This is a genomic window from Bradyrhizobium sp. 164, assembly GCF_023073715.1.
In the GTDB taxonomy this organism is placed as follows: Bacteria; Pseudomonadota; Alphaproteobacteria; order Rhizobiales; family Xanthobacteraceae; genus Bradyrhizobium.
The window spans coordinates 150,879-173,322 of sequence record NZ_JADPKA010000083.1; the positions used below are offsets into that span (position 1 = coordinate 150,879).

Consider the following 22,444-nt stretch of genomic DNA (forward strand, 5'->3'; position numbering starts at 1 on the left):
GCTGGTCTTCAGAAGAAAACCTCTCCCCTTCAAAGCGTTCGCTGGAGGTGACATCACCCGCAACAGCTCACGCGCCGGCAACCAAAGCGCCATATGCGCCGCCAGCGTTAACCTTCGGACGTCCTGGTAAACAAAAGGTAAAATTCGTTAACGCGGGATGCTTTTTGCCTCGCGATGTGAGGCATTTATGCCGCGATGTCCGGCATTTTGCCGGCTTTCGGCCCCAAATCGGGTCGTTTCGGCGGTTCGGCCGTTAACCAGTCCTAATTATTTCCGGGCCCGCCGCTCGGCGAGCTCGATCAGGCCGCGCAGGAAGTCGACGAACGCGATGCCCTCGGCCTTCAACGCCTTGGGGTAGAGTGAAGAGTTGGTCAACCCGGGGAGCGTGTTGGTTTCGAGATAGACGAGGCCCTTGTCCGAGACGATGAAGTCCGAGCGGGAATAGCCATCACAGGACATCGCCCGATGCGCCAGCATCGCCTGCTCCCTCAGCGCAGCGGTGATCTCGGGTGCAAAACGGCCCGGGCAGATCTCCTGGGTCGACTTCGAAAGATATTTCGCGGCGTAGTCGAAATTGCCCTCGCCCGGAATGATCTCGATCGGCGGCAGCGCGATGATCGAGCCATCGGTGCGCTCCAGCACGCCGCAGGTCGCCTCGACGCCGGCGACGTAGGGCTCGATGACGTACTCTTCGTGCTTCGCCGCGTTGCGGACCGCGACGAGATCCTGCTTGGCGTTGACGAAGATCAGGCCGTAGCTCGATCCGTCGCGCGCCGGCTTTGCGATCAGCCGGCCGTATTCGGCGAAAGCCTCGTCGATGTTGTCGAGCGCAACGTTGGCCGGCGGCGTCACGCCGCCGAGCGCAGCAAACCGCTTGGCCGCGATCTTGTCGAAAGCGAGATGCGAGGAGGCCGAGCCCGATCCGGTGAAGGCCACGCCGCGCGCCTCGCACATCAGCTGCAATTCGCCGTTCTCGGCACGCCCGCCATGCAGGCCGAGCACCAGCACCCGGCCTTCCGCCTTGGCCTGGTCGAGCGCCTGCGCCAGCGGAATGCCGCGCGTACCGGGCTTGAACTCGTCCTCGAACGGACGGGCATGGTCGAGCAACTGCTTCGACTGCACGACATGCACCTTGTCCTCGACATCCCACCACCACAGATCGGCCTCGGGCAGCGCCTGGTGCAGCGCCTGGGCCGAGGCGACCGAAACCAGACGTTCGCGGTTGGAGCCGCCGAAGAGGATGGTGATGCGCATGGTGTCTCGTCGCCTCTGTCTTTTTGTCATTCCGGGGCGCGCAAAGCGCGAACCCGGAATCTCGAGGTTCCGGGTTCGGCGCCGCGCACCGCCCCGGAACGACAATTATACGGAAACCCCGATCCGCTTGATTTCCCAGTGTAGCTCAATTCCGGAATTCGCCTTCACGCGTTCGCGCACGGTCTCGCCCAGAGTCTCGATATCGTGCGCGGTGGCCTCGCCGGTGTTGATTAGGAAATTGCAGTGCATCTCCGAGACCTGCGCTCCGCCGACGCGCAAGCCCCGGCAGCCGGCCGCGTCGATCAGCTTCCAGGCGGAATGGCCGGGCGGATTCTGGAAGGTCGAGCCGCCGGTCTTCTCGCGGATCGGCTGCGCGGTCTCGCGATGGCTCTGCACCTCCGCCATGCGCGCGCGGATCGCATCGGTATCCCTGATCTCGCCGCCAAATCGCGCGGAGGTGAAGATGATGGACGGATCGACCCCGCTGTTGCGGTAGGCGAATTTCATCTCGGCATTGGAGAAGACATGCTTCGTGCCGTCGCGGCCGACGCCTCGCGCCTCGATCAGCACGTCCTTGGTCTCTCCGCCATTGGCTCCCGCATTCATGCGCAGCGCGCCGCCGATGGTGCCGGGAATGCCGAAATAGAATTCGAGGCCGCCGATATTGGCGGCGGCCGCGACTTCCGCCACGCGCTTGTCGAGTGTCGCCGCACCCGCGGTGACGACATCGCCGCTCGCGCTCGTCTCGCCGAAGGCGCGCGGTGCAAGACGAATCACCACGCCCGCAATACCGCCATCGCGCACAATAAGGTTGGAGCCGACGCCGACGACATAGACCGGAATGTCGGTAGCGAGATGCGCAAGAAAGTAAGCGAGGTCGTCTTCATCCGCCGGCGTGAACAGCACCTGCGCGGGACCGCCGACGCGAAACCAGGTGAGTTCGGCCAGCGACTGATTGGCGAGCAGCCGACCGCGCAGTTGCGGCATCGCGGCTCTGAGTGAGGGCGTGATGTCGGGAAATTCCACCGCCCTACCCCAGCGCCTTCAACTCATCCGGCAAGGAATATGCCCACTGTGTGATGTTGCCGGCGCCAAGGCACACGACGAGATCGCCTGATTTCGCCAATCCCTTGACGATGCCGGCGAGTTCCGACGCCGCCGGCAGCGGAATCGCCTCGCGGTGGCCGTGGGCGCGCAGGCCTTCGACGAAATGGTCGCGATCGATGCCTTCGATCGGCGCCTCGCCGGCGGCATAGACGTCGGCGACGATCACCGCATCCGCATCGTTGAAGCAGGTGCAGAATTCCTCGAACAACGATTGCAGGCGGGTGTAGCGATGCGGCTGCACCACGGCGATTACCTTGCCGGTGTAGGAATCGCGCGCCGCTTTCAGCACGGCGGCAATCTCGACCGGGTGATGGCCGTAATCGTCGATGACGGTGACGCCGTTCCACTCGCCGGTCTTGGTGAAGCGCCGCTTAACGCCGCCAAAGGCTGCGATGGCACTGCGGATCTTGTCATCGGGAACACCGAGCGTGTGCGCGACCGCAATTGCCGCCGCCGCATTCGAGGCGTTGTGCCGGCCCGGCATCGGCAGCGCGAGGTCGGCGATCTCGTGCACAGCCCCGCTCTTGCGGTCGCGGATCACGACCTTGAATTTCGAGCCGCCGCCGCCCGCCGTGAGGCCGACCAGCCGCACGTCGGCTTGCGGATTCTCGCCGTAAGTGATGATGCGACGATCCTCGATCCTGCCGACGAGGCTCTGCACCACGGGATGATCGATGCACATCACGGCAAAGCCATAAAACGGCAGGTTCTCGACGAAATGACGGAACGCATCCTGCACGGCATCGAAGGTCTTGAAGTGATCAAGATGCTCGGGGTCGACATTGGTGACGATGGCGACATCGGTCGGCAGCTTCAGGAACGTGCCGTCGCTCTCGTCGGCTTCCACCACCATCCAGTCGCCGGCGCCAAGACGTGCGTTGGATCCGTAAGCATTGATGATGCCGCCGTTGATCACGGTCGGATCGAGCCCGCCGGCATCGAGCAGCGCTGCGACCATCGTGGTCGTCGTGGTCTTGCCGTGGGTGCCGGCAATCGCGACGCAGCTCTTCAGCCGCATCAGCTCGGCCAGCATCTCGGCGCGACGCACCACGGGAATGCGCCGCTCGCGCGCAGCCATCAGCTCCGGATTGTCGCGCTTGATCGCGGTGGAGACCACAACGACCTCGGCGCCGTCGACGTTCTCGGCCTTGTGGCCGACCGAGACTTTCGCGCCCTTCTTGCGCAGACGGTCGAGATTGTAATTGTCGGCGGCGTCGGAACCCTGCACGGCATAGCCGAGATTGATCAGCACCTCGGCGATGCCGCTCATGCCGATCCCGCCAATCCCGACGAAGTGGATGGGTCCGATCTCGCGCGGCAGTCTCATGCTCTGTTCCCTGACCTCGCCGCCCGCGAAGGCGGCATCTGGCGAAGGTCACGGCCAAATCAGCCGCGCGCCTTTCCTACTGGATGCCCCGCTTTGGAAGGCGATGACAAGGGCTTTTTCGCGTCAGATTCCCGCGACTTTGACCACCAGATCGGCGAGCCGCTCAGCCGCATCGAGCCGGCCCGCGCTGCGGGCCGCTTCGGCCATGGCAGCAAGACGCCCCGGCTCGGCGGCGAAGGCGGAGATTTCGGCGGCAAGGCGATCCGAGCTGAACTCGGTCTGCGGGATGCGGATGGCGCCATCGACCTTCGCCAGCACGCCGGCATTGGCGAACTGGTCCTGGTCGATCGAGCCGGGGAGCGGCACCAGGATCGAGGGCCGCCCGATCGCGGCAAGCTCGGCGACCGTACCCGCGCCGGAACGCGACACCACCAGATGGTTGGAGGCGAGCCGTGCCGGCAGATCCGTGAAGAAGGGTGCGAGCTCGGCCTTGATCTTGAGCTTGTCGTAAACCGCGCGAACGCGATTCATGTCCTCCTCGCGCACCTGCTGGGTGAGGACGAGGCGGCTCCACAGCGCAGGCTCGAGCCGCTCGATCGCGCCCGGCACGATGTCGGCCATGATGCGCGCGCCCTGGCTGCCGCCAACGACGAGCAGGCGCAGCGGGCCGCTCACTTCAGGCGCGACATATTTCACCGCTGCAGCCGCGAGGATCGCGGGCCGCATCGGCGTGCCGACCGTCGTGGTCTTGCCCGATAGCGCCGGATCGCGGTCGAGCACGCCGGGCAAGGACGTCGCGATGGCGCGGACGCGGCTCGACAGGAACCGGTTGGCGCGGCCGAGCACAGCGTTGGCGTCGTGGATGATGCCGGGCACGCCGGCGAATTTTGCCGCAACCAACGGCGGCAACGTCGGATAGCCACCAAAGCCGACGACGGCAACGGGCTTCAATCGCTTGATCAGAGTGTAGGCGGAAAGCGTGCCGGCGGCGAGCGTGAGGCCGGCATAGGCAAGCTGGAACGGATTGCGACCGCGCGCAGTCTCGCTGCTCACCACGTCGATCATGTCCTTGCTGAAGAGGCCGCTATAGCGCAGTGCGCGCTCGTCAGTGACGAGGCGGACGCGAAAGCCGCGCCGGATCAATTCGACGCCGAGCGCCTCGGCCGGGAACAGATGGCCGCCGGTGCCGCCCGCGGCGAGAAGAATCAGGGGGGACGTGTCCATAACTGCCCTTTTACAAGTCCTCCGCTGTCATTGCGAGCGCAGTCGGCCGGACTACCAGTTCCTCATCCTGAGGAGCGCGGAACGCGCATCTCGAAGGATGAAGGCCCGACCGGTGGCCGCGCCCTTCGAGACGCTGCGCGAAGCGCGGCTCCTCGGGCTGAGGATCACGCGTAGCTGCGCATGGCCTCGGCGTGGCCGCTTGCCTCAACCTCGGTGCGCGGACGCAGCCGCGTCAGCGCCAGCATCATGCCGACGCCATACGCCAGCGACACGATCGAGGAGCCGCCATAGGAGATGAACGGCAGCGTCATGCCCTTGGCAGGGATGAGCTGGAGATTGACGGACATGTTGATCGCCGCCTGCACGCCGAACAGGATGGCAAGGCCAGAGGCCGCAAAGCGCGAGAACATGTCCTCATTGGCATAGGCGCGCGACAGCGTGCGGATGACGACGAAAGCGAACAGCGCCAGCATGGCCAGGCACAGAATGATGCCGAACTCTTCGGCGGCGACCGCGAACACGAAATCGGTATGGCTGTCCGGCAGGCTGCGTTTTGCTATGCCCTCGCCCGGTCCGAGCCCGAACCAGCCACCATTGTAGAAGGCTTCCATGGCAGTATCGACCTGGAAGGTGTCGCCAGAGGCCGGGTTCATGAAGCGCCTGATGCGACCCGCTACATGGGGAACAAAAAGGTAGGCGCTGAACAGGCCGGCCGCGCCCAGGCCTGCAAGCCCGAACACCCAGACCATGCGCATGCCGGCGATGAAGAACAGCGAGCCCCACACCATCAGGATCAGCATGGTCTGGCCGAAATCCGGCTCCATCACCAGCAGCGCGACCAGCATCAAGAGCAGCACCAGCGCCATCGAGGTCGCCGGCATCTCCGGCCGCCTGGTCGATTCCGCGAACAGCCAGGCGGCGATGACGACGAACGACGGCTTTGCGATCTCGGAGGCCTGGATGTTGACGCCGAGCAGCGTGATCCAGCGCCGCGAGCCCTTCACCTCCGGGCCGATAGCGAGCGTGAGCACGATCAGGATGATGCTCGCTGCGAAGATGATCAGGGCCGAGCGGCGGATCGCCCGCGGCGAGAGGAAGGAGACGCCGACCAGCACCAGGCAGGACGGCGCCAGGAACAACACATGACGGCCGAAGAAATGGAAGGGATCGAGGCCGATGCGGGTCGCAACCGGCGGACTCGCCGCCAGCGACAGGATCACCCCGGTCAGCATCAGCGCCAGGATGGCGCCCATCAGCGGCTTGTCGACGGTCCACCACCACTCGGAAAAGGGGGTGCGTTCTTCACGGGAGAGCATGGGCGGCCGCTTTCGGACAGAGATAGTCCATTGGTCGCCGAGGTTGGTTACCGGGGGGTTAATGGAAGTGGATGAAGTTGTGAACAGTCTCGTGCCCCGGACGCAGCGCAGCGCGCCGCCTCTTCGCGGCGTGGTGCGCTGCTGAGCCGGGGCCCAGCGGCTTGTGGGTCCCGGCTCTGCGGAGCGTCACTTCGTGCCGCACCGCGTCCGGGACACGATAGCGCTACTCGTAATTGATCGTGATGTCCCCCGCGCGCTGATCGCGCTTGTAGACCTGGTTTGGACCGGGAATGAAACCGATCCTGACAGCCCGCTCATTACTCCAGGCGACGACGGGATCAAGGTGCCCGCGCACACTAAGAAACGTCGGCGTACTCTCAGGCGAGAACGTCCGACCGCGAGCCACGATGCTGGCCTGCGTGCTGTCGGGTACCGTGGCTCCGCACTCCTTCCAGACCACGACAACCAGCTTACTGCCGCTGGGGGAAGCGAACGACGCGGCACGCGCCGAATCCGCTCATGACGTTGTCAATGAGGACAGCAAAGAAGAAACCCGCGGCGACCGGGACAGCAAGAGCAGCGACGATAATTCCAGTCCAGCGTCGCCGCGACATCCTCACACCACCGGCTTCACGCCCGGCAGCGCCTGCACCAGTTCGCGGAACTTGGTGCCGCGGATCTCGAAATTGCGGTACTGGTCGAAGGAAGCGCAGGCGGGCGACAGCAGCACGACTGCGTCGGTGAGCCCTGAGGCTTCCGCATCGCGCGCGGCATGCTCGACCGCGACGTCCAGCGTCTGGCTGATCTCGTGCGCAACCTCGCGGCCGAGCGTGCCGGAGAATTCCTGCGCGGCCTCGCCGATCAGATAGGCCTTGCGGATACGCGGGAAGAAGGAGGTCAGGCTGGTGATGCCACCCGCCTTCGGCTTGCCGCCGGCGATCCAGAAGATGTCGGCGAAGGACGACAACGCGTGCGCGGTGGCGTCGGCGTTCGTTCCTTTGGAGTCGTTGACGAACAGCACGTTACCGCGGCGACCGACCTGCTCCATGCGGTGCGCAAGGCCGGGAAAGCTGCGCAGGCCGTTCTGGAGCACATCAAGATTGATGCCCATCGCGAGCGCAGCGGCCGCGGCGCAGGCCGCGTTCTGCGCATTGTGCTGGCCACGCAGCGACCCGATACCGCCGAGCGCAGCGACTTCGCTGCGGGCGCCACCCGAGGTGCGCACGATGTTCCCGTGCTCGACATGGATGCCGCTCGCCAGCGGGTTCTTGACGGAGATACGCACTACGTTCTTGCCGGCGCGGTCGAGCCGGTCGGCGATGTCGCGGCAAAACCCATCGTCGACGCCGACGATCGCGGTGCCGCCCGCCTGCACACCGGCGACGAGACGCTCCTTCACCGCGGCGTAATGCGCAATCGTGCCGTGGCGGTCGATGTGGTCCTCGCTGACATTGAGCAGGATGCCGACGGAAGGATCGAGCGAGGGCGCGAGGTCGATCTGGTAGGAGGACATCTCGATGACGTGGACGCGGCCCATGCGCGGCGGCTGCAGCGACAGGATCGCGGTGCCGATATTGCCGCCCATCTGGGTGTCGTAGCCGGCCACTTTCGTCAGGTGCGCGATCAGCGCCGTCGTGGTCGACTTGCCATTGGTGCCGGTGATGGCGACGAACGGGGCATCCGGCGCGTGGCGGCGCCGCTCGCGGCAGAACAGCTCGATGTCGCCGATCACCTCAATGCCGGCCTCGCGCGCCTTCAAGACGCTCCAATGCGGCACCGGATGGGTCAGCGGCACGCCGGGCGCGAGCACCAATGCGGCAAAACTCGCCCACGAGATGTTGCGCAAATCCGCGGTGACGAAGCCGGCTTGCGCCGCCTTGGCGATGTTCTCGGCATTGTCGTCGGCGGCGATCACCTCGGCGCCACCGGCTTTCAACGCATGGCAGGAGGCGAGCCCCGAACCGCCGAGGCCGAACACAGCGACAGTCTTGCCGGCAAAGGACGTGACCGGAATCATCGATCCATCACCGCAGCTTCAGCGTCGACAGGCCGGCGAGCGCCAGCATCACCGAGATGATCCAGAAGCGGATCACGATCTGCGGCTCGGTCCAGCCGAGCTGCTCGAAATGGTGATGGATCGGCGCCATCCTGAAGATGCGTTTTCCCGTGAGCTTGAACGACACCACCTGCACGATGACGGAGACCGCCTCCAGCACGAACAGGCCACCGATCACCGCGAGCACGATCTCGTGCTTCACCGCCACCGCGATGGCGCCGAGCATGCCGCCGAGCGCGAGCGAGCCGGTGTCGCCCATGAAGATCGAGGCTGGCGGTGCGTTGAACCAGAGGAAGCCGAGACCGGCGCCCAGCAATGCGCCGCAGAGCACCGCGAGCTCGCCGGTACCGGCGACATATTTGATCTGGAGATAGTCGGCGAACACGGCGTTGCCGGCGAGATAGGCGATCATCGCAAAGCTCGCCGTCGCGATCATCACCGGCACGATGGCAAGCCCGTCGAGGCCGTCGGTGAGGTTCACGGCGTTGCCGGCACCGACAATGACGAAGGCGCCGAACACGACGAAGAACCAGCCGAAATGCAGCACGGTGTCTTTCAGGAACGGAATCGTCAGCGCGGTCGACGCCGGATCGCGATTCAGCCGCACCAGCGCGTAGCAGGCAACCAGCGCGATCACCGCCTCGATCAATAGGCGAAGCTTGCTGCCGAACCCGGTCGTGGTCTGCTTGGTCACCTTGAGGTAATCGTCATAGAAACCGACGAAGCCGAAACCGAGCGTCACCGCCAGCACGATCCAGACATAGGGGTTGAGCGGATTGGCCCACAGCACGGTACCGACGGTCAGGCCGGACAGGATCATCAGCCCGCCCATGGTGGGCGTGCCCTTCTTGGCGAGGTGCGATTGCGGACCGTCGGTGCGGATCGGCTGGCCCTTGCCCTGACGGATGCGCAAATGATCGATGATCCAGGGACCGAACAGGAACACGAACAGCGCGCCGGTGACGATGGCGCCGCCGGTGCGGAAGGTGATATAGCGGAAGACGTTCAGGAAGGTGCGAAACGCACCGAATCCCGGAAATGTGTTGGAGAGCTCGATCAGCCAGTAAAACATTCAGACGGTCCTATGACGCCTTTGCACACGCGGCCTTGGCTTTGTTGTTGGCCTCAACGTGCTCACGCGCATTCGCTGGTTTTCATCATCGGATCGGTCGCGACCTCAGGGAAAACGGACGGTTTTGCGCCGCAAAGGGCGGGATTCGGGAGCAGCGCCTTCCAAGCAGTTTACGCCTTTGCCTGCAAGGCGGCCACCAGGCCCGGCACAAACTTGTTGACCCAGAACATCTTCTTGCTGCCCTTGACAACCACGACGTCGCCTGCCTTCAGCAGGCTCGCAACCTCGTCCGGCTTCAGCGTGGCGGGATCGTCGTGCCAGCCGAGGCCCTTGCCTGATGGCAGCACGTCGAAGAGGTGGCGCATCAAGGGGCCGACACAATAGACGCCATCGATACCTTCGAGATGCTTGGCAAGGCCGGTGTGGTAGGTTGGCGCGTCAGCGCCCAGCTCCAGCATGTCGCCGAGCACCGCAATGCGACGGCCGCCGGTCACGTTGCGCGCCTGCAAGCTTTGCAGCGCAGCTGCGATGCTGGCCGGATTGCCGTTGAAACTGTCGTCGATCACGGTGATACCGCCGACCGCCTGCTCGACGCCGCGGCCGGTCATGATGCCGACCCGATCGAGCTTGATCGCGAGCGTCGCCGCATCGAGGTTCGCTGCGCGGATCGCGGCGAGCGCGGCCAACGCATTCTGCACGCGGTGCGGCGCGCCCGGCGTCAGGCTGAAGGCGATCTCCTTCTTGCCGAGCCTGGCCACGACCTGCCAGCTCTCGCCGTGCGGGGCGTGCGCGACTTCATGCACCTCGGCATGCTCACCAAAGCGCACCACCTTGCCCTTCCATTCCGGCGCCTTGATCCCGGCGGGCAACACCAGCACGCCGTCCTCGGGCAGGCCACGTACAATCGACACCTTTTCGCGCGTGATGGCTTCGAGCGAGCCGAGCTTTTCCAGATGCACCGGCTGGACATTGACGACGAGCGCGACCGTCGGCCGGGTCAACTCGCTGAGCCGCGCGATCTCGCCGGGCTGGTTCATGCCCATCTCGACGACCCACACGCTGGCATCTAGCCTCGCATTGCACAGCGTCAGCGGCACGCCCCAGAAATTGTTGAAGCTCGAGGGGCTGGCATAGGCGTTGGGATAAGCGGCCAGAAACTCCTTGGTGCTGGTCTTGCCGGCGCTGCCGGTCAGCCCGATCACCGCACCACGAAAGCGCGTGCGTGCGGCGCGCGCGAGGCCCCAGAGGCCGTCGATCAATGTGTCCTTCACGACGATCTGGGGAATGCGGATGCCCGCGATCTCGTGCGGCACGATCATCGCGACCGCTCCGGAAGCTTCCGCCTTGTCCGCGAACTCCCAGCCGTCACGCGCGCTGGCGAAGGCGGAGACGAAGCCGCCGCTCGGTGTTCCGCTCAGCGCGACGAACAGGCTGCCCGGCTTCACCAGGCGGCTGTCCTGGGTGACGAAATCGATCGGCGTATCCGGGAACGATCCGCCGACGCCCAGCGCACGCGCCACCTCGGCAACCGTCCATATCGGCGCGCTCATGCAACCCTCGATGCTAATGCGGCGGCGACCGCCTCGTGATCACTGAAGGGCAGCACCTCGCCACCGACGATCTGTCCGGTCTCGTGGCCCTTGCCGGCGATGAGCAGCGCGTCGCCCTCCTGCAAGTCCTCGATCGCCGCGCGGATCGCAGCAGTGCGGTCGCCGATTTCGCGGGCGCCCTTCGCGGTGGCGAGGATCGCCGCGCGGATCGCTTCCGGCTTCTCGCTGCGCGGATTGTCATCGGTGATGATGATGCCGTCGGCGTTCTCGGCCGCGATTTCGCCCATGATCGGCCGCTTGCCGGCATCGCGATCGCCACCGGCGCCGAACACGACGACCAGCTTGCGCCTGGCGTAGGGACGGAGCGCCTGCAAAGCTTTCGCCAGCGCATCGGGCTTGTGCGCATAGTCGACGAAGATCGGTGCGCCGTTGCGCTCGCCGACCCGTTCGAGACGTCCCTTGGCGCCTTCGAGATGTTCGAGGCTCGCGAACACATCGGCTGCATCGCTGCCTGTGCCGATGGCAAGGCCGGCCGACACCAGCGCGTTCTCGATCTGGAACTCGCCGACCAGCGGGAGACGGACCGCGTAACACTTGCCGCGATGCTCGATCGCGAGCGCTTGCGAAAAGCCCTCGACCTCGGCGCCGGCGAGACGAATGCCCTCGCTTGCCCCGTCCCCATTGCGGCCGACCGCCATCACGCGCAGGCCGCGCGCCTTCGCTGCGTCGAGGACGTCCGCCGAGCAATCATGATCGGCCGAGATCACAGCCGCGCCGTCAGGGGCGACCAGCTCGCGGAACAGCCTGAGCTTGGCCGCAAGGTAATGCGCGACGGTCGGATGGTAATCCATGTGGTCGCGCGAGAGATTGGTGAAGCCGGCGGCCGAGACGCGCACGCCGTCGAGGCGGTACTGGTCGAGCCCGTGCGAGGACGCCTCGAAGGCGAGATGCGTGACGCCGTCGCGCGCGATGTCGTCGATCTGCCGGTGCAGCGCGATCGGATCCGGCGTCGTCAGCGAGCCGTAGACGGTGTGCTTGGGCGAGACGAGACCGATGGTGCCGATGCTGGCGGAGGCATGCCCCAGCCGCTCCCAGATCTGGCGCGTGAACGCCGCAACCGAGGTCTTGCCGCTGGTACCGGTGACCGCGGCAATCGTCGAAGGCTGCGCAGGGAAGAATTTTGCCGCCGCCAGCGCCAGCGCACGACGGGGGTTGGCGACCGTCACGAACGGCACCTTGCGGCCATCAGGCGCATGATCGCCGACGACGGCCGCCGCGCCGGCCGCGACCGCAGCATCGACGAAGCGCGCACCGTCCGTCTTGCTGCCCGCAAGGGCGAAGAAGAGATCGCCCGGCCTGACCTGCCGGCTGTCGAGGGCAAGGCCGGTCACATCGAGCGCCGCGGCAGCGGGCTCAATTACGACATCATTGCCTAGCAGTTCGCGCAGCTTCATGGTCTTCCAGCCGACACGCCGTGCCGGAAAGCCGAATCTTCGGAAAAGCCCGACTCAGCAGCGGCAATGGCCTACCCGGTTGATTACTGGGTTGTTCTGGATGCTGCAAGAATAAGGCGGTCCGCAGGCGGCAGATCGAACCGGGGCTCGACGCCCAGAAGCGGCGCGATCCGCTCGATCACCTTGCCGCCGGTCGGCACCGCGTTCCAGCCCGAGGTGATGAAACCCTTCGTTTCAGGAATGGCCTGCGGCTCGTCGAGCATGATCAGGACGTGATATTTCGGATCGTCGCAGGGCAGGATGGCGGTGAACGAGTTGAGCACACGCTTCTTGGCGTAGCGGCCGTTGATGACCTTCTCGGACGTGCCGGTCTTGCCGCCGACGTAATAGCCCTTGATGTCGGCGGTCTTGGCGGTACCGATCTCGGCATTGAGCCGCATCAGATACCGCATCTTGTCGCTGGTGTCCTGCTTGATCACGCGCTTGGCCAGCGCCGCCGCTTCGGCTTCGCTGCGCTTCATGAAGGTCGGCGGAATGAGGTAACCGCCGTTCACCAATGCATTGATGCCCATCACCGCCTGGAGCGGCGCCACCGAGAGGCCCTGGCCGAACGCAGCCGTGACCGTGTTCAGCTCACTCCAGCGGCGCGGGATCAGCGGCGCCGCGCTCTCCGGCAGCTCGGTACGCAGCCGCGTCAACTGGCCCATCTTGGCGAGAAACGCCTTATGCGCCTCGACGCCCTGGTTAAGCGCGATCCGTGCCGCGCCGATGTTGGACGAATAGGTGAACACTTCCTTGGTGTTGATGAAGCGCCCGAGCGGGTGGCTGTCGTGGATGGTGAACTTGCCGTAGTGCAGGTTCCCGCGCGCATCCCACGACGAGTTCAGATTGATCTTGCCGGAATCGAGCGCCATCGCCAGCGTGAACGCCTTGAAGGTCGAGCCCATCTCGTAGACGCCGGTGGTCAGGCGATTGATGCGGTCGGGGTCGTGCGCTTCCTTCGGATTGTTGGGATCGAAGTCCGGCAGGGACACCATCGCCACGATCTCGCCGGTCTTGACGTTGGAGACGATACCGGAGGCGGCCTTGGCGTGAAACTTGTCCTTGGCCTTCAACAGTTCGTCGCGGAGCGCATGCTCGACGCGCAGATCGACCGAGAGCTCGATCGGCTTTTGCAGCCGGTCGGTGGCAAAGCCGGCGCGGTGGAGATCGGCGAGCCCCTGGTTGTCGAGCCACTTCTCGAGACCAGCGATGCCCTGGTTATCGATATTGACGAGACCGATCAGGTGGGCGACCTCGTTGCCGGTCGGGTAGACGCGCTTGTTCTCGCGCAGGAAGCCGATGCCGGGAATGCCGAGCTTGTGGATGTCCTGCTGCTGCTTCGGCGTGACCTCGCGTTTGAGCCAAACGAAGCCCTTGCGCGTCTTCAGGCGCTCGCGCACCTCGGCCTCGTCAAGATCGGGGATGGTGGCGGTCAGAAGCTCGATCGCCTCGTCCTTGTCGATGATGCGGCGCGGCTCGCCGAACAGGCTCGCCGCCTTGACGTCGGTTGCCAGGATCGCGCCGTTACGGTCGACGATGTCGGGCCGCGCGGTTGCGACCACCTCCTGCGCCGCGGCGCGGCGGGCACCGTGAGCGTCGGCCCCGATCGCGAACATCACGAGGCGGCCGCCGATCAGGGCGTAGACCGAGGCGAAGGCGAGCATCGCCAGGCCAACGCGCGCGCGCGCCTTCGCGGCGCGATCGACGTTGCGCCCGTAGAGCAGGCTGCGGATCAGCCGCTGCCGCCAGGGCTCGGTGGGCTTTTCTGTGGGTTTTGCCGGGATCGGAGCGCTCATTGATTGTCCTCCGGCTGAGGCACGGAGCCCGTCACAGTGTCGGGATCGCTCGCGGCTTCGATAGTATTGAGCATCGCTCCGATCGGGTCGGGCTCGCCCGGCCTGAACATCCGCGGCGGGCGCTCCGGCAGGTTCTTCAGCGAGTCATATTGCGTGCCGTTGACCGGCTTCAGCGATAGATGCCGGTCGGACAGTCCTTGCAGGCGCAGGGGCGCATCGAGCTTGGCCCATTCAGCGCGCAGCGAGGCGATCGCATCGCGCTGCTCCCGGATCTCCGCATGCAGGCGCAGCACCTTCTCGGTGCGCGCGGTGGAGTCCATCTTGATCCGGTAGACATGGGCTGCCGCGAAGATCAGCGCGCCGATGACGAGGAGGTGGATGAAGCGCATGCGCTAGCCGCCCCTCATGACGTCGGAGAGTCTTGGCCAGGACGATGGCTCGCCATCATGATGCGCGGGCGCCGAGGTACGCTCGGCGGCGCGCAGCTTTGCGGAGCGCGCACGTGGATTGAGCGCAACTTCGTCCTCACCGGCGACGATCGGCCGCCGCGTCAGCAGCTGGAAGCTCGGCGCGGCTTGCGCCACCTCTGGCAGATGCCGCGAACCGCCGCCGCTCTTGGAACGTGAGGCGAGAAAATTCTTGACGATGCGGTCTTCCAGCGAATGGAACGAGACCACGACGAGGCGGCCGCCGGGCTCGAGCACGCGCTCGGCCGCAGCGAGCGCCGTCTGAAGTTCCTCCAGCTCTTCGTTGACGAAGATGCGCAGCGCCTGGAACGTCCGCGTCGCCGGGTGAATGTCCCCGGGCTTCGAGCGCACGACCCTGCCGACGAGATCAGCGAGTGCGCGCGTGGTCGTGAACGGCGTCTCCTGCCGGTCTGCCACGATGGCGCGGGCGATGCGCCGCGAATGCCGCTCTTCGCCGAAGAGATAGATGATGTCGGCTAGATCGCCTTCGGAAGCGCGGGCGACGACGTCTGCCGCGGTCGGCCCCGTCTGCCCCATCCGCATGTCGAGCGGTCCGTCGAGACGGAAGGAGAAGCCGCGGCCGGCCTGATCGAGCTGCATCGAGGACACGCCGACATCCATCACGACTCCGTCGATCGCCTCGACGCCCTGCCCCGCGCAGACTTCGGCGAGGTTCGAGAAGCGATCTTCGACCAGCGTGAGCCGGCCCGCGGAGCGTTCGACGAGTTCGGCACCGCCAGCGATCGCAGTGCGGTCACGGTCAATGGCAATGAGCCGGGTTCCCGGCACGTCGAGAATGGCACGGCTGTAGCCGCCGGCGCCGAAGGTGGCGTCGACATAGATGCCGCCCGCGCGCGGGGCGAGATGGTCAACGGCCTCGCGGCCGAGAACGGGAATGTGCGGAGCCGAGCTCATGCGCCACGCCTGCCGAACACCCAGCCCGGCGTCGATGCCAGATTGGGGACGAAGCAGCCCATGACGCCTCGAATGATTCTGCGTCGCGGCGGTTCCACGACAAAGCCCTCGTCTAGCACGGTTCCCAAGCCCGGCTGTCCCGGGCCGCAAACCCAGTGTTCCCAGTGGAATTTGTCGGGCAGCCATGGGATTTCGAGCCAAAATACGCTTTGGCCGCCTCCGGACGCGGGTCGGCTCTTCATCTCTGAGTAACGGCCCTTAGCGTTAAGAAAGCGTTGATCGGCTCGCGACAAGTCGAAAAGGTGACGCCGTGGTGATGCTTCATCCACACACATGCGCCAAAATGCATCCGTTAACCGCGCCGCGCGATTGCGCGCGGCCGAAGGGTAAAGGAATAGTAAAGAGAAGGGCTTGGCCCACACTCTCGTCCAACTCGAGCTGTTCATGCCGTCCGGTTCGTCCACGCCGTCTGGAGCTGATTCGAAGCGTCAACGCGTTCTCCCGGTTCCCAAAGCCGCGGCGGGCATGCGAACGTTCGATCCCGATTCCTCGATCGTCTCCGACATCATCCCCTCGCCGAACCATGGCGAGCGCGCCAAGGGACGGCAGCCCGACATGATCGTGCTGCACTACACCGGCATGCCCGATGTCGAGGGCGCGCTGGCGCGGCTGTGCACGGCGGGGACCGACGTGTCGGCGCACTACGTCGTGCTGGAGGACGGCCGCATCGTGCAATGCGTGCCCGAGGCCAGGCGCGCCTGGCACGCCGGCGTCTCGTCCTGGGCCGGCGAGGATGACATCAACTCCTGCTCGATCGGCATCGAGATCATCAATCGCGGCCATGACTGGGGCTATCCGGAGTATCCGCTGCGCCAGATCGCCGCCGTGATCGCGCTATGCCGCGGCATCATGCTCCGCCGCAAGGTGCCGCCGCACCGGGTGCTTGGCCATTCCGACGTCGCACCCGCGCGCAAGAAGGATCCCGGCGAAAAATTTCCGTGGCATTCGCTGGCCAATTCCGGCGTTGGCCATTGGGTGACGCCCGCCCCGGTCGTGCGCGGCGAGAGCCTGATGCTTGGCACCATCAGCGACGCCGTGCTGAGCATGCAGCAGGCGCTCGCCCGGTACGGCTATGGCGTGCCGCTGACCGGCAAATACGACGCCGCGACAATGGAAGTCGTCACCGCCTTCCAGCGCCACTTCCGCCCGGCGCGGCTGGATGGTATCGCCGATCATTCGACGCTGTCGACATTGCAGGCGCTGCTGGCGAGCTTGCCCGCGGAAGGGACGGCGGTCGCGTCGAAGTGATGGCATAGCCGTCATTCCGGGGCGCACGACGTGCGGACCCAAAATCTCGAGATTCCGGGTTCGATGCTTCGCATCGCCCCGGAACGACGGTGCTAGTTACCCATCTCCTTGATCCTTCGCGCGTACAGCCGCCGCAGCGGCTCCAGCTGCGTCGCCTCCGTCGCCGCGCGATAAGCTTCGCGCGCCTCGTCCTTGCGGCCAAGCCGCCGCAACAGATCCGCGCGTACGGCGGGCAACAGCTCGTAGCCAGCGAGCCCGCCGCGGGCGGTGATCGCATCGACGAGAGCGAGCGCACGTGAAGGACCATCGACCATCGACACCGCCGCGGCATGGTTCAGCTCGATCACCGGTGACGGGTTGACGCGCAGCAGGACCTCATAGAGCCCCGCAATCTGCGGCCAATCGGTCTGCGCAAAGCTGGTCGCGCGAGCATGCAACGCCGCGGTCGCGGCTTGCACGGCATAGGGATGCGGCCGGCCCGGCACGCGCAGGGCGTCATCCACCAACCGCAGGCCTACCTCGATCTGCGCGCGGTCCCACAGCCCGCGATCCTGCTCTTCGAGCAGCACAATATCGCCGGCCGCTGTCTCGCGCCCGGCGCGGCGCGCGTCGTGCAGCAGCATCAAGGCCAGCACGCCCTTCGTGCCGGCGCGATCGGGCATCAACCGGTCCAGCAGGCGGCCAAGCCGGATGGCCTCGGCGGCGAAATTGGGCCGCATCAGGTCCGCACCCGACGTCGCGACGTAGCCTTCGGTGAAGACGAGATAGATCACGGCGAGCACGCCGTCGAGCCGCAGCGCCAGCGCGTCGCGCTCGGGCACTTCGTAAGGAATACCGGCAAGGCGGATCTTCTGCTTGGCGCGAACGAGCCGCTGCGCCATTGCCTCCTCGCTGACGAGAAAGGCGCGCGCGACCTGCGCGGTGGAGAGCCCGCAGACGGTGCGTAGCGTCAGCGCAACCTGGACTTCGGCTGCGAACGCGGGATGGCAGCAGGTGAAGATCAACCTGAGCATGTCGTCGTCGAGCATGGCCGGCGGCTCGTCAGGCGCTTGCGCATTCAGCTCGAGCTCATGCACCAGCGCTTGCTGCTTGCCGCGAAAGACGGCCTGACGGCGAATGCGGTCGATCGCCTTGTTGCGCGCGACATTGACCAGCCAGGCGCGCGGATTGTCGGGGATCTCGCATGCCGGCCAGCGTTCCAGCGCGACGGCAAAGGCATCCTGGAGCGCATCCTCAGCGAGATCGAAATCGCCGACGAGGCGGATCAGCGTGGCCAGCGCCCGCCCCGCCTCGTCACGAAAGATGGCTTCGATCTCGGAAGGGGTCATGCGATCACCACCTCCAACGTCATTGCGGGGCGTTGCGCCAGCGACGAGCCCGGAATCCATAATCCGGATCGTGGTCATGGATTCCGGGCCTGCGCCTTGCGGCGCATCCCGGAACGACGAGGGTGCGATCATTCACTTGTCATAGACCCAGATCGGCCGCACCTCGATCGATCCGATGCGCGCGGAGGGAATCCGCGCCGCAATCTCGATCGCGGCATTCAAATCCTTGGCTTCGACCAGATAGTAACCGCCGAGCTGCTCGCGCGTCTCCGCGAACGGGCCGTCAGTCGTCAGCGTTTTGCCATCGCGCACGCGCACGGTCGTCGCCGTCGTCGTCGGCTGCAAGCGGTCGCCGGCCTTGAAGTTGCCGCTCTGGATGATGGATTGCGTGAAGGCCTGATATTCCGCCAGCATCTTCTGGCTGGTCGCCGCATCGTTCTTGGCGTACTCGACCTCGTTCTGGTAGATCATCAGCAGATACTGCATTGCTTTACTCCTGTGGTTCGGCTGTGTTGCCGACATCCAGTCGAACGGGGCACGCACCAAACGACATCTTCAGGATAAATTATTTGAAGCCCGCACGCGCGGCGATATCGGCTTGACGGAACCGTCACAAATGCTCCATGCGTAAGCCGTCAGTCGGCCGGACGGCCGCTCCGGCAGGGGCCGAAAGGCCGCCGGGGAGGAAAGTCCGGGCTCCCTTGACATGCGGTGCCGGATAACGTCCGGCGGGGGTAACCCCAGGGAAAGTGCCACAGAGAACGAACCGCCCGCCTTCGCCCCTTCGGGGCTTCGGCGAGGTAAGGGTGAAAAGGTGCGGTAAGAGCGCACCGCGGATCCGGCAACGGAGCCGGCATGGCAAACCCCACCGGGAGCAAAACCGAATAGGGACGGCACAGCGGGCCGTTCGCGCAAGCGATAACGCCGCGGGGCAATGTCAGGCCCGCCGTCCGGGTAGGTTGCTCGAGGCCATGTGCAAACATGACCCCAGAGGAATGGCCGTCACGTACCGTTCGCGCAAGCGGGCGGTGCCTTACAGAACCCGGCTTACAGGCCGGCTGATATCTTGCAACGAGGGGTTCGGCGTGAATGCGCCGAGCCCCTCACCATTTTAGAGGTGTCATTCCGGGGCGATGCGCAGCATCGAGCCCGGAATCCATCGGGCAGCAAATTCAGGCGATCGATGGATTCCGGGCTCTCGCTTCGCGAGCCCCGGAATGACGAAGACACTAACCGACGATCTCTTGCAACACCGCCATCAGCGCCTCCGGTGCAGTCACATTCGGCGCGTGGCTGGCGTCGAGCTCGACATAGCGCCAGCCATCCTCGCTCTTGGTACGCCTCGCAAACTGCCCGAATACATCGCCGGGCGGAATGCGCGTGCAATAAATGTAGCTGCGCGGCACTGTCGCATCGCCGTGCGCGAGCTTCAGCCGCGCCTCGAAGCACTTGATCGGCATTGGGACGCGGCGCGCATTGAGCCAGTCGAGATCGGCCTGCGGCGTGTCAGGCGGCGGTGGGTTTGGCGGGATGCGGTAGCCGTCACCGCCGGCGGCCGCCCTTCGCATCGGCTCGCGCCCGCCTTCGTTGAGGTCGAACAGCGACTGGCCGTCACGGGGCACGAAGGCATCGAGATAGATCAATTGTGTCACGCGCTCGCGTGCGCGGTCGGCGACGCCGGTGGCGACCATGCCGCCATAGCTGTGGCCGAGCAGAACGATGTCGCTGAGGTCCTCGAAAGCGATGACGTTAAGGATGTCCTGGATATGCGTGTCGAGATCGATCGAACGACTTGCCAGATGCGCGCGCTCGCCGAGACCCGTGTAGGTCGGCGCGACCAGCCGGTGGCCGGCCTGCGCCATCAGCGGGTGCATGTTCTTCCAGGCCCAGCCACCGGACCATGCGCCATGACAGAGCAGAAAAGTCTTCGAGCGTGCGGACATCGGCGTTTCCATCGTTCTTGTTTGTCCGACGGAGTGTAACGGCCGAACGCGCGATGTAAAACGCTGCGGCCGCTTTAGGCCCCGCGCGTGTCCGCCCTCACCAACACCGGTGCAAGCGCATTGCCTTCGCGCCGCAGCTTCTTCGCCTCGAAACCGTGCATGCCGAGTTGCCATTGCAGCCCGACGATGGCCCCCTTGGTCGGTTGCAGTAATGCGAGCGACGCGAACAGCGTCACCGGCAGCCACACCGCGAGTTGCAGCCACTCCGGCGGCGCATAGGCGGTCTCAACCGCAAGGATCGCCGGCACCACGAGATGACCGACCACGACCATCACGAGATAGGCCGGAAAGTCGTCTGCGCGCTGGTGCAACAGCTCCTCGCCGCAATGATCGCAAGCGTCAGCCACTTTCAGGAAGCGGCCGAACATGTGCCCTTCCCCGCAATTCGGACATTTGCCGGTGAAACCGCGCCACATCGCCTTCGCCAGAGAGACCGTCGCCATGACCACACCTCTTCCTTTTCCACGATCCATACAATAATGTATTGCATCCATACATTCAAAGGATATGGAGCCAAATTGCATGGATTGGACCCCGACAATCTCCGAGCTTTCCGGCCCGCGCTACCAGCGTATCGTCGAGGCCATGGAGGCCGACATCGCCGCGGGCCGACTGGTGCGCGGCCAGCAATTGCCGACACAGCGCGCGCTCGCAAAAGCGCTCGGCATCGACCTCACCACGGTGACGCGCGCCTACACCGAGGCGCGGCGCCGCGGCATCATGGAGGCCCGGGTCGGACAGGGCTCGTTCGTGTCGGAGACCAGCGCGCGCCGCGCGGTCGACCTGCCCCACCCAGTCGCGATCGACCTCTCGATGAACGTGCCGCCACAGCCGCTGGAGGCACAGCTCGACGAGCGCATCATCGCCGGAATGGGAGCCATCCGCGCGCAATCGGGCCTGACGGCGCATCTCAACTACCAGCCGCCCGGCGGCAGCGCACATGAGCGCGAGGTTGCGGCACGCTGGATGCGCGCCCGCGTTGCGCATGCGCATGCCGACAAGCTCGTGATCTTTCCCGGCGCGCAGACGATCCTGTTCAACCTGCTCAGCCATCTCGCACGGCCCGGCGACATCGTTCTGACCGAAGCGCTCACCTTTCCCGGCATCAAGGCCGCCGCGGCGCGGCTTGGTATCAAGCTCGTCGGCGTCGCCATGGATGACGGCGGGATCCTGCCCGACGCGCTGGCAGACGCTTGCCGCACCCACAGGCCGAAAGCCGTCTATCTCATTCCGACGCTGCACAATCCGACCACGGCGACGCTATCCCCCGAGCGGCGCAGCGCGATCGCAAAGATCATCTGCGATGCCGGTACGACACTGATCGAGGACGACGCCTACGGGCTGCTCGACCGTTCGGCATCGCCGATCGCGAACCTCATTCCCGAACGGACCTATCTCGCCACCACGCTGTCAAAATGCATCGCGCCGGCGCTTCGCGTCGCCTATCTGCTGACGCCCGACAACGATGCACAGCAGACGATGCGCAGCCATTTGCAGGCCACCGTGCAGATGCCGGCACCGCTGATGGTGGCGCTGGTGACGCATTGGATCGAGACCGGCATTGCCGATCGCATCATCGCCGCCATCCGCAACGAAGCGGTTGGCCGCCAGCAGCTCGCGCAGCGCGCGCTGAAAGGATTTCAGTTCCTGGCCAGGCCCGCCGCCCATCATCTCTGGCTGAGGCTGCCGGAGGGCCGGTCCGATGTCGCGGGGCATCTCTTGCGGAATGGACTCGCACTGGTCGCCGGCGAAGCCTTCACCGTCGATGGGATGCCGCCGCATGCGGCGCGAGTCTCGCTGGGCGCAGCGCGCAACAGGGCGGAATTGACCGAGGCGCTGCGCATCCTGGTCAGCGCGCTGCACAAGCCGGCCGACACCAGGCAGATCGTCTAGCGAAAACCTATCGATGCTGACGGCGATGGCGCGCGCGAAGCGCAGGCACAGCGGGTGACGGATAGGCCTGCGATGCATAGGCGTCGCGCGGGATGCCCTGCTGGCCGAGCGCGGCGCGCGCTGCCGGCGTGAGCTGTCCGCCATTCAGCACGTCGCGGTCGGGATGGGCGGCCTGATAGGCCGCAGGTTCGGAAAGCTGCGCCTGCGCTATTGTCGGCATCAAGGCCGCCGCCGACATCAGCGCGGCCGCAACGGCAATGTTCATGCGGGTCACCGTCATTCTCCATCATCTTGTGCGGGACTGACCGAACGGAGCGCACGATGGCGTCGGA

At 65.5% G+C, this 22,444-nt stretch carries 19 protein-coding genes and 1 other RNA gene; 3 read left to right on the forward strand and 17 right to left on the reverse strand.

Annotated elements, in window-relative coordinates; all coding sequences use genetic code 11:
• Positions 1–267: 267 nt before the first annotated feature.
• The 12 genes from IVB01_RS25895 to rsmH all read right to left on the reverse strand — a co-directional run bounded on the left by IVB01_RS25895 (position 268) and on the right by rsmH (position 15,580).
• Complete coding sequence (locus IVB01_RS25895; RefSeq protein ID WP_247278469.1) at positions 268–1,254, reverse strand: D-alanine--D-alanine ligase; 987 nt, start codon at positions 1,252–1,254, stop codon at positions 268–270.
• Between the two features lie 105 nt (positions 1,255–1,359).
• A complete protein-coding gene (murB, locus tag IVB01_RS25900; protein WP_247278468.1) occupies positions 1,360–2,280 on the reverse strand; it encodes a UDP-N-acetylmuramate dehydrogenase in 921 nt (306 codons plus the stop codon).
• A 4-nt stretch (positions 2,281–2,284) separates the two neighbouring features.
• Positions 2,285–3,688: a UDP-N-acetylmuramate--L-alanine ligase gene (murC, locus tag IVB01_RS25905; protein WP_247278467.1), complete on the reverse strand. Its 1,404-nt coding sequence runs from the start codon at positions 3,686–3,688 to the stop codon at positions 2,285–2,287.
• A gap of 123 nt (positions 3,689–3,811) precedes the next feature.
• Positions 3,812–4,912: an undecaprenyldiphospho-muramoylpentapeptide beta-N-acetylglucosaminyltransferase gene (gene murG / locus IVB01_RS25910; RefSeq protein WP_247278466.1), complete on the reverse strand. Its 1,101-nt coding sequence runs from the start codon at positions 4,910–4,912 to the stop codon at positions 3,812–3,814.
• Between the two features lie 164 nt (positions 4,913–5,076).
• Positions 5,077–6,228, reverse strand: coding sequence for a putative lipid II flippase FtsW (gene ftsW, locus IVB01_RS25915; RefSeq protein ID WP_247278465.1), 1,152 nt, complete (start codon positions 6,226–6,228; stop codon positions 5,077–5,079).
• A 616-nt stretch (positions 6,229–6,844) separates the two neighbouring features.
• Positions 6,845–8,245 (reverse strand): UDP-N-acetylmuramoyl-L-alanine--D-glutamate ligase, encoded by a 1,401-nt coding sequence (gene murD, locus IVB01_RS25920; protein WP_247278464.1) that lies wholly within the window; start codon positions 8,243–8,245, stop codon positions 6,845–6,847.
• Positions 8,246–8,252: 7 nt separating this feature from the next.
• Positions 8,253–9,356, reverse strand: coding sequence for a phospho-N-acetylmuramoyl-pentapeptide-transferase (gene mraY / locus IVB01_RS25925; protein ID WP_247278463.1), 1,104 nt, complete (start codon positions 9,354–9,356; stop codon positions 8,253–8,255).
• A 170-nt stretch (positions 9,357–9,526) separates the two neighbouring features.
• Positions 9,527–10,906 carry a UDP-N-acetylmuramoyl-tripeptide--D-alanyl-D-alanine ligase gene (murF, locus tag IVB01_RS25930; RefSeq protein WP_247278462.1) on the reverse strand — a complete coding sequence of 460 codons (1,380 nt, stop codon included), beginning with the start codon at positions 10,904–10,906 and terminating at the stop codon, positions 9,527–9,529.
• Positions 10,903–12,360, reverse strand: a complete 1,458-nt coding sequence (locus tag IVB01_RS25935; RefSeq protein ID WP_247278461.1) for a UDP-N-acetylmuramoyl-L-alanyl-D-glutamate--2,6-diaminopimelate ligase — start codon at positions 12,358–12,360, stop codon at positions 10,903–10,905. Before IVB01_RS25935 ends, murF begins: the two co-directional genes overlap by 4 nt.
• A gap of 83 nt (positions 12,361–12,443) precedes the next feature.
• Complete coding sequence (locus tag IVB01_RS25940; protein ID WP_247278460.1) at positions 12,444–14,198, reverse strand: penicillin-binding protein 2; 1,755 nt, start codon at positions 14,196–14,198, stop codon at positions 12,444–12,446.
• Positions 14,195–14,587, reverse strand: a complete 393-nt coding sequence (locus IVB01_RS25945) for a hypothetical protein (RefSeq protein WP_247278459.1) — start codon at positions 14,585–14,587, stop codon at positions 14,195–14,197. The genes IVB01_RS25940 and IVB01_RS25945 overlap by 4 nt, the downstream gene beginning before the upstream one ends.
• Positions 14,588–14,590: 3 nt before the next feature.
• Positions 14,591–15,580 (reverse strand): 16S rRNA (cytosine(1402)-N(4))-methyltransferase RsmH, encoded by a 990-nt coding sequence (gene rsmH / locus IVB01_RS25950; RefSeq protein ID WP_247278458.1) that lies wholly within the window; start codon positions 15,578–15,580, stop codon positions 14,591–14,593.
• 444 nt (positions 15,581–16,024) lie between these two features.
• Here rsmH and IVB01_RS25955 point away from each other — a divergent pair, with 444 nt between their 5' ends.
• Complete coding sequence (locus IVB01_RS25955; RefSeq protein WP_247278607.1) at positions 16,025–16,888, forward strand: N-acetylmuramoyl-L-alanine amidase; 864 nt, start codon at positions 16,025–16,027, stop codon at positions 16,886–16,888.
• A 92-nt stretch (positions 16,889–16,980) separates the two neighbouring features.
• On the opposite strand, the gene IVB01_RS25960 is transcribed toward IVB01_RS25955, so the two are convergent.
• Positions 16,981–18,216: an RNA polymerase sigma factor gene (locus IVB01_RS25960; protein ID WP_247494993.1), complete on the reverse strand. Its 1,236-nt coding sequence runs from the start codon at positions 18,214–18,216 to the stop codon at positions 16,981–16,983.
• A 132-nt stretch (positions 18,217–18,348) separates the two neighbouring features.
• Entirely contained in the window at positions 18,349–18,702 is a 354-nt protein-coding gene (locus IVB01_RS25965; RefSeq protein WP_247459037.1) for a YciI family protein, read from the reverse strand.
• 149 nt (positions 18,703–18,851) lie between these two features.
• On the opposite strand from IVB01_RS25965, the gene rnpB reads away from it, so the two are divergent.
• Positions 18,852–19,282: RNase P RNA component class A (gene rnpB, locus IVB01_RS25970), an RNA gene on the forward strand.
• Between the two features lie 163 nt (positions 19,283–19,445).
• On the opposite strand, the gene IVB01_RS25975 is transcribed toward rnpB, so the two are convergent.
• Both IVB01_RS25975 and IVB01_RS25980 read right to left on the reverse strand, forming a co-directional pair.
• Positions 19,446–20,159 carry an alpha/beta hydrolase gene (locus tag IVB01_RS25975; RefSeq protein WP_247278456.1) on the reverse strand — a complete coding sequence of 238 codons (714 nt, stop codon included), beginning with the start codon at positions 20,157–20,159 and terminating at the stop codon, positions 19,446–19,448.
• 74 nt (positions 20,160–20,233) lie between these two features.
• The gene (locus IVB01_RS25980; RefSeq protein WP_247278455.1) at positions 20,234–20,662 is read right to left on the reverse strand and encodes a DUF983 domain-containing protein; all 429 of its coding nucleotides are present in this window, start codon (positions 20,660–20,662) and stop codon (positions 20,234–20,236) included.
• A gap of 79 nt (positions 20,663–20,741) precedes the next feature.
• Between IVB01_RS25980 and IVB01_RS25985 the strand changes: the two genes are divergently transcribed.
• Positions 20,742–22,112, forward strand: a complete 1,371-nt coding sequence (locus IVB01_RS25985; protein ID WP_247278454.1) for a PLP-dependent aminotransferase family protein — start codon at positions 20,742–20,744, stop codon at positions 22,110–22,112.
• A gap of 7 nt (positions 22,113–22,119) precedes the next feature.
• Here the strand turns inward: IVB01_RS25985 and IVB01_RS25990 are convergent, their stop codons facing one another.
• Positions 22,120–22,392: a hypothetical protein gene (locus tag IVB01_RS25990; RefSeq protein WP_247278453.1), complete on the reverse strand. Its 273-nt coding sequence runs from the start codon at positions 22,390–22,392 to the stop codon at positions 22,120–22,122.
• Between the last annotated feature and the right edge of the window lie 52 nt (positions 22,393–22,444).

Coding starts and splice junctions, on each gene's coding strand:
- murG (WP_247278466.1), bottom strand. CDS start 4,912: ATGGACACGTCCCCCCTGATTCTTCTCGCCGCGGGCGGCACCGGCGGC.
- IVB01_RS25955 (WP_247278607.1), top strand. CDS start 16,025: ATGCCGTCCGGTTCGTCCACGCCGTCTGGAGCTGATTCGAAGCGTCAA.
- mraY (WP_247278463.1), bottom strand. CDS start 9,356: ATGTTTTACTGGCTGATCGAGCTCTCCAACACATTTCCGGGATTCGGT.
- murC (WP_247278467.1), bottom strand. CDS start 3,688: ATGAGACTGCCGCGCGAGATCGGACCCATCCACTTCGTCGGGATTGGC.
- ftsW (WP_247278465.1), bottom strand. CDS start 6,228: ATGCTCTCCCGTGAAGAACGCACCCCCTTTTCCGAGTGGTGGTGGACC.
- IVB01_RS25975 (WP_247278456.1), bottom strand. CDS start 20,159: ATGTCCGCACGCTCGAAGACTTTTCTGCTCTGTCATGGCGCATGGTCC.
- murD (WP_247278464.1), bottom strand. CDS start 8,245: ATGATTCCGGTCACGTCCTTTGCCGGCAAGACTGTCGCTGTGTTCGGC.
- IVB01_RS25965 (WP_247459037.1), bottom strand. CDS start 18,702: ATGCAGTATCTGCTGATGATCTACCAGAACGAGGTCGAGTACGCCAAG.
- IVB01_RS25960 (WP_247494993.1), bottom strand. CDS start 18,216: ATGACCCCTTCCGAGATCGAAGCCATCTTTCGTGACGAGGCGGGGCGG.
- rsmH (WP_247278458.1), bottom strand. CDS start 15,580: ATGAGCTCGGCTCCGCACATTCCCGTTCTCGGCCGCGAGGCCGTTGAC.
- IVB01_RS25985 (WP_247278454.1), top strand. CDS start 20,742: ATGGATTGGACCCCGACAATCTCCGAGCTTTCCGGCCCGCGCTACCAG.
- IVB01_RS25990 (WP_247278453.1), bottom strand. CDS start 22,392: ATGACGGTGACCCGCATGAACATTGCCGTTGCGGCCGCGCTGATGTCG.
- IVB01_RS25940 (WP_247278460.1), bottom strand. CDS start 14,198: ATGAGCGCTCCGATCCCGGCAAAACCCACAGAAAAGCCCACCGAGCCC.
- IVB01_RS25935 (WP_247278461.1), bottom strand. CDS start 12,360: ATGAAGCTGCGCGAACTGCTAGGCAATGATGTCGTAATTGAGCCCGCT.
- murF (WP_247278462.1), bottom strand. CDS start 10,906: ATGAGCGCGCCGATATGGACGGTTGCCGAGGTGGCGCGTGCGCTGGGC.
- IVB01_RS25895 (WP_247278469.1), bottom strand. CDS start 1,254: ATGCGCATCACCATCCTCTTCGGCGGCTCCAACCGCGAACGTCTGGTT.
- IVB01_RS25980 (WP_247278455.1), bottom strand. CDS start 20,662: ATGGCGACGGTCTCTCTGGCGAAGGCGATGTGGCGCGGTTTCACCGGC.
- IVB01_RS25945 (WP_247278459.1), bottom strand. CDS start 14,587: ATGCGCTTCATCCACCTCCTCGTCATCGGCGCGCTGATCTTCGCGGCA.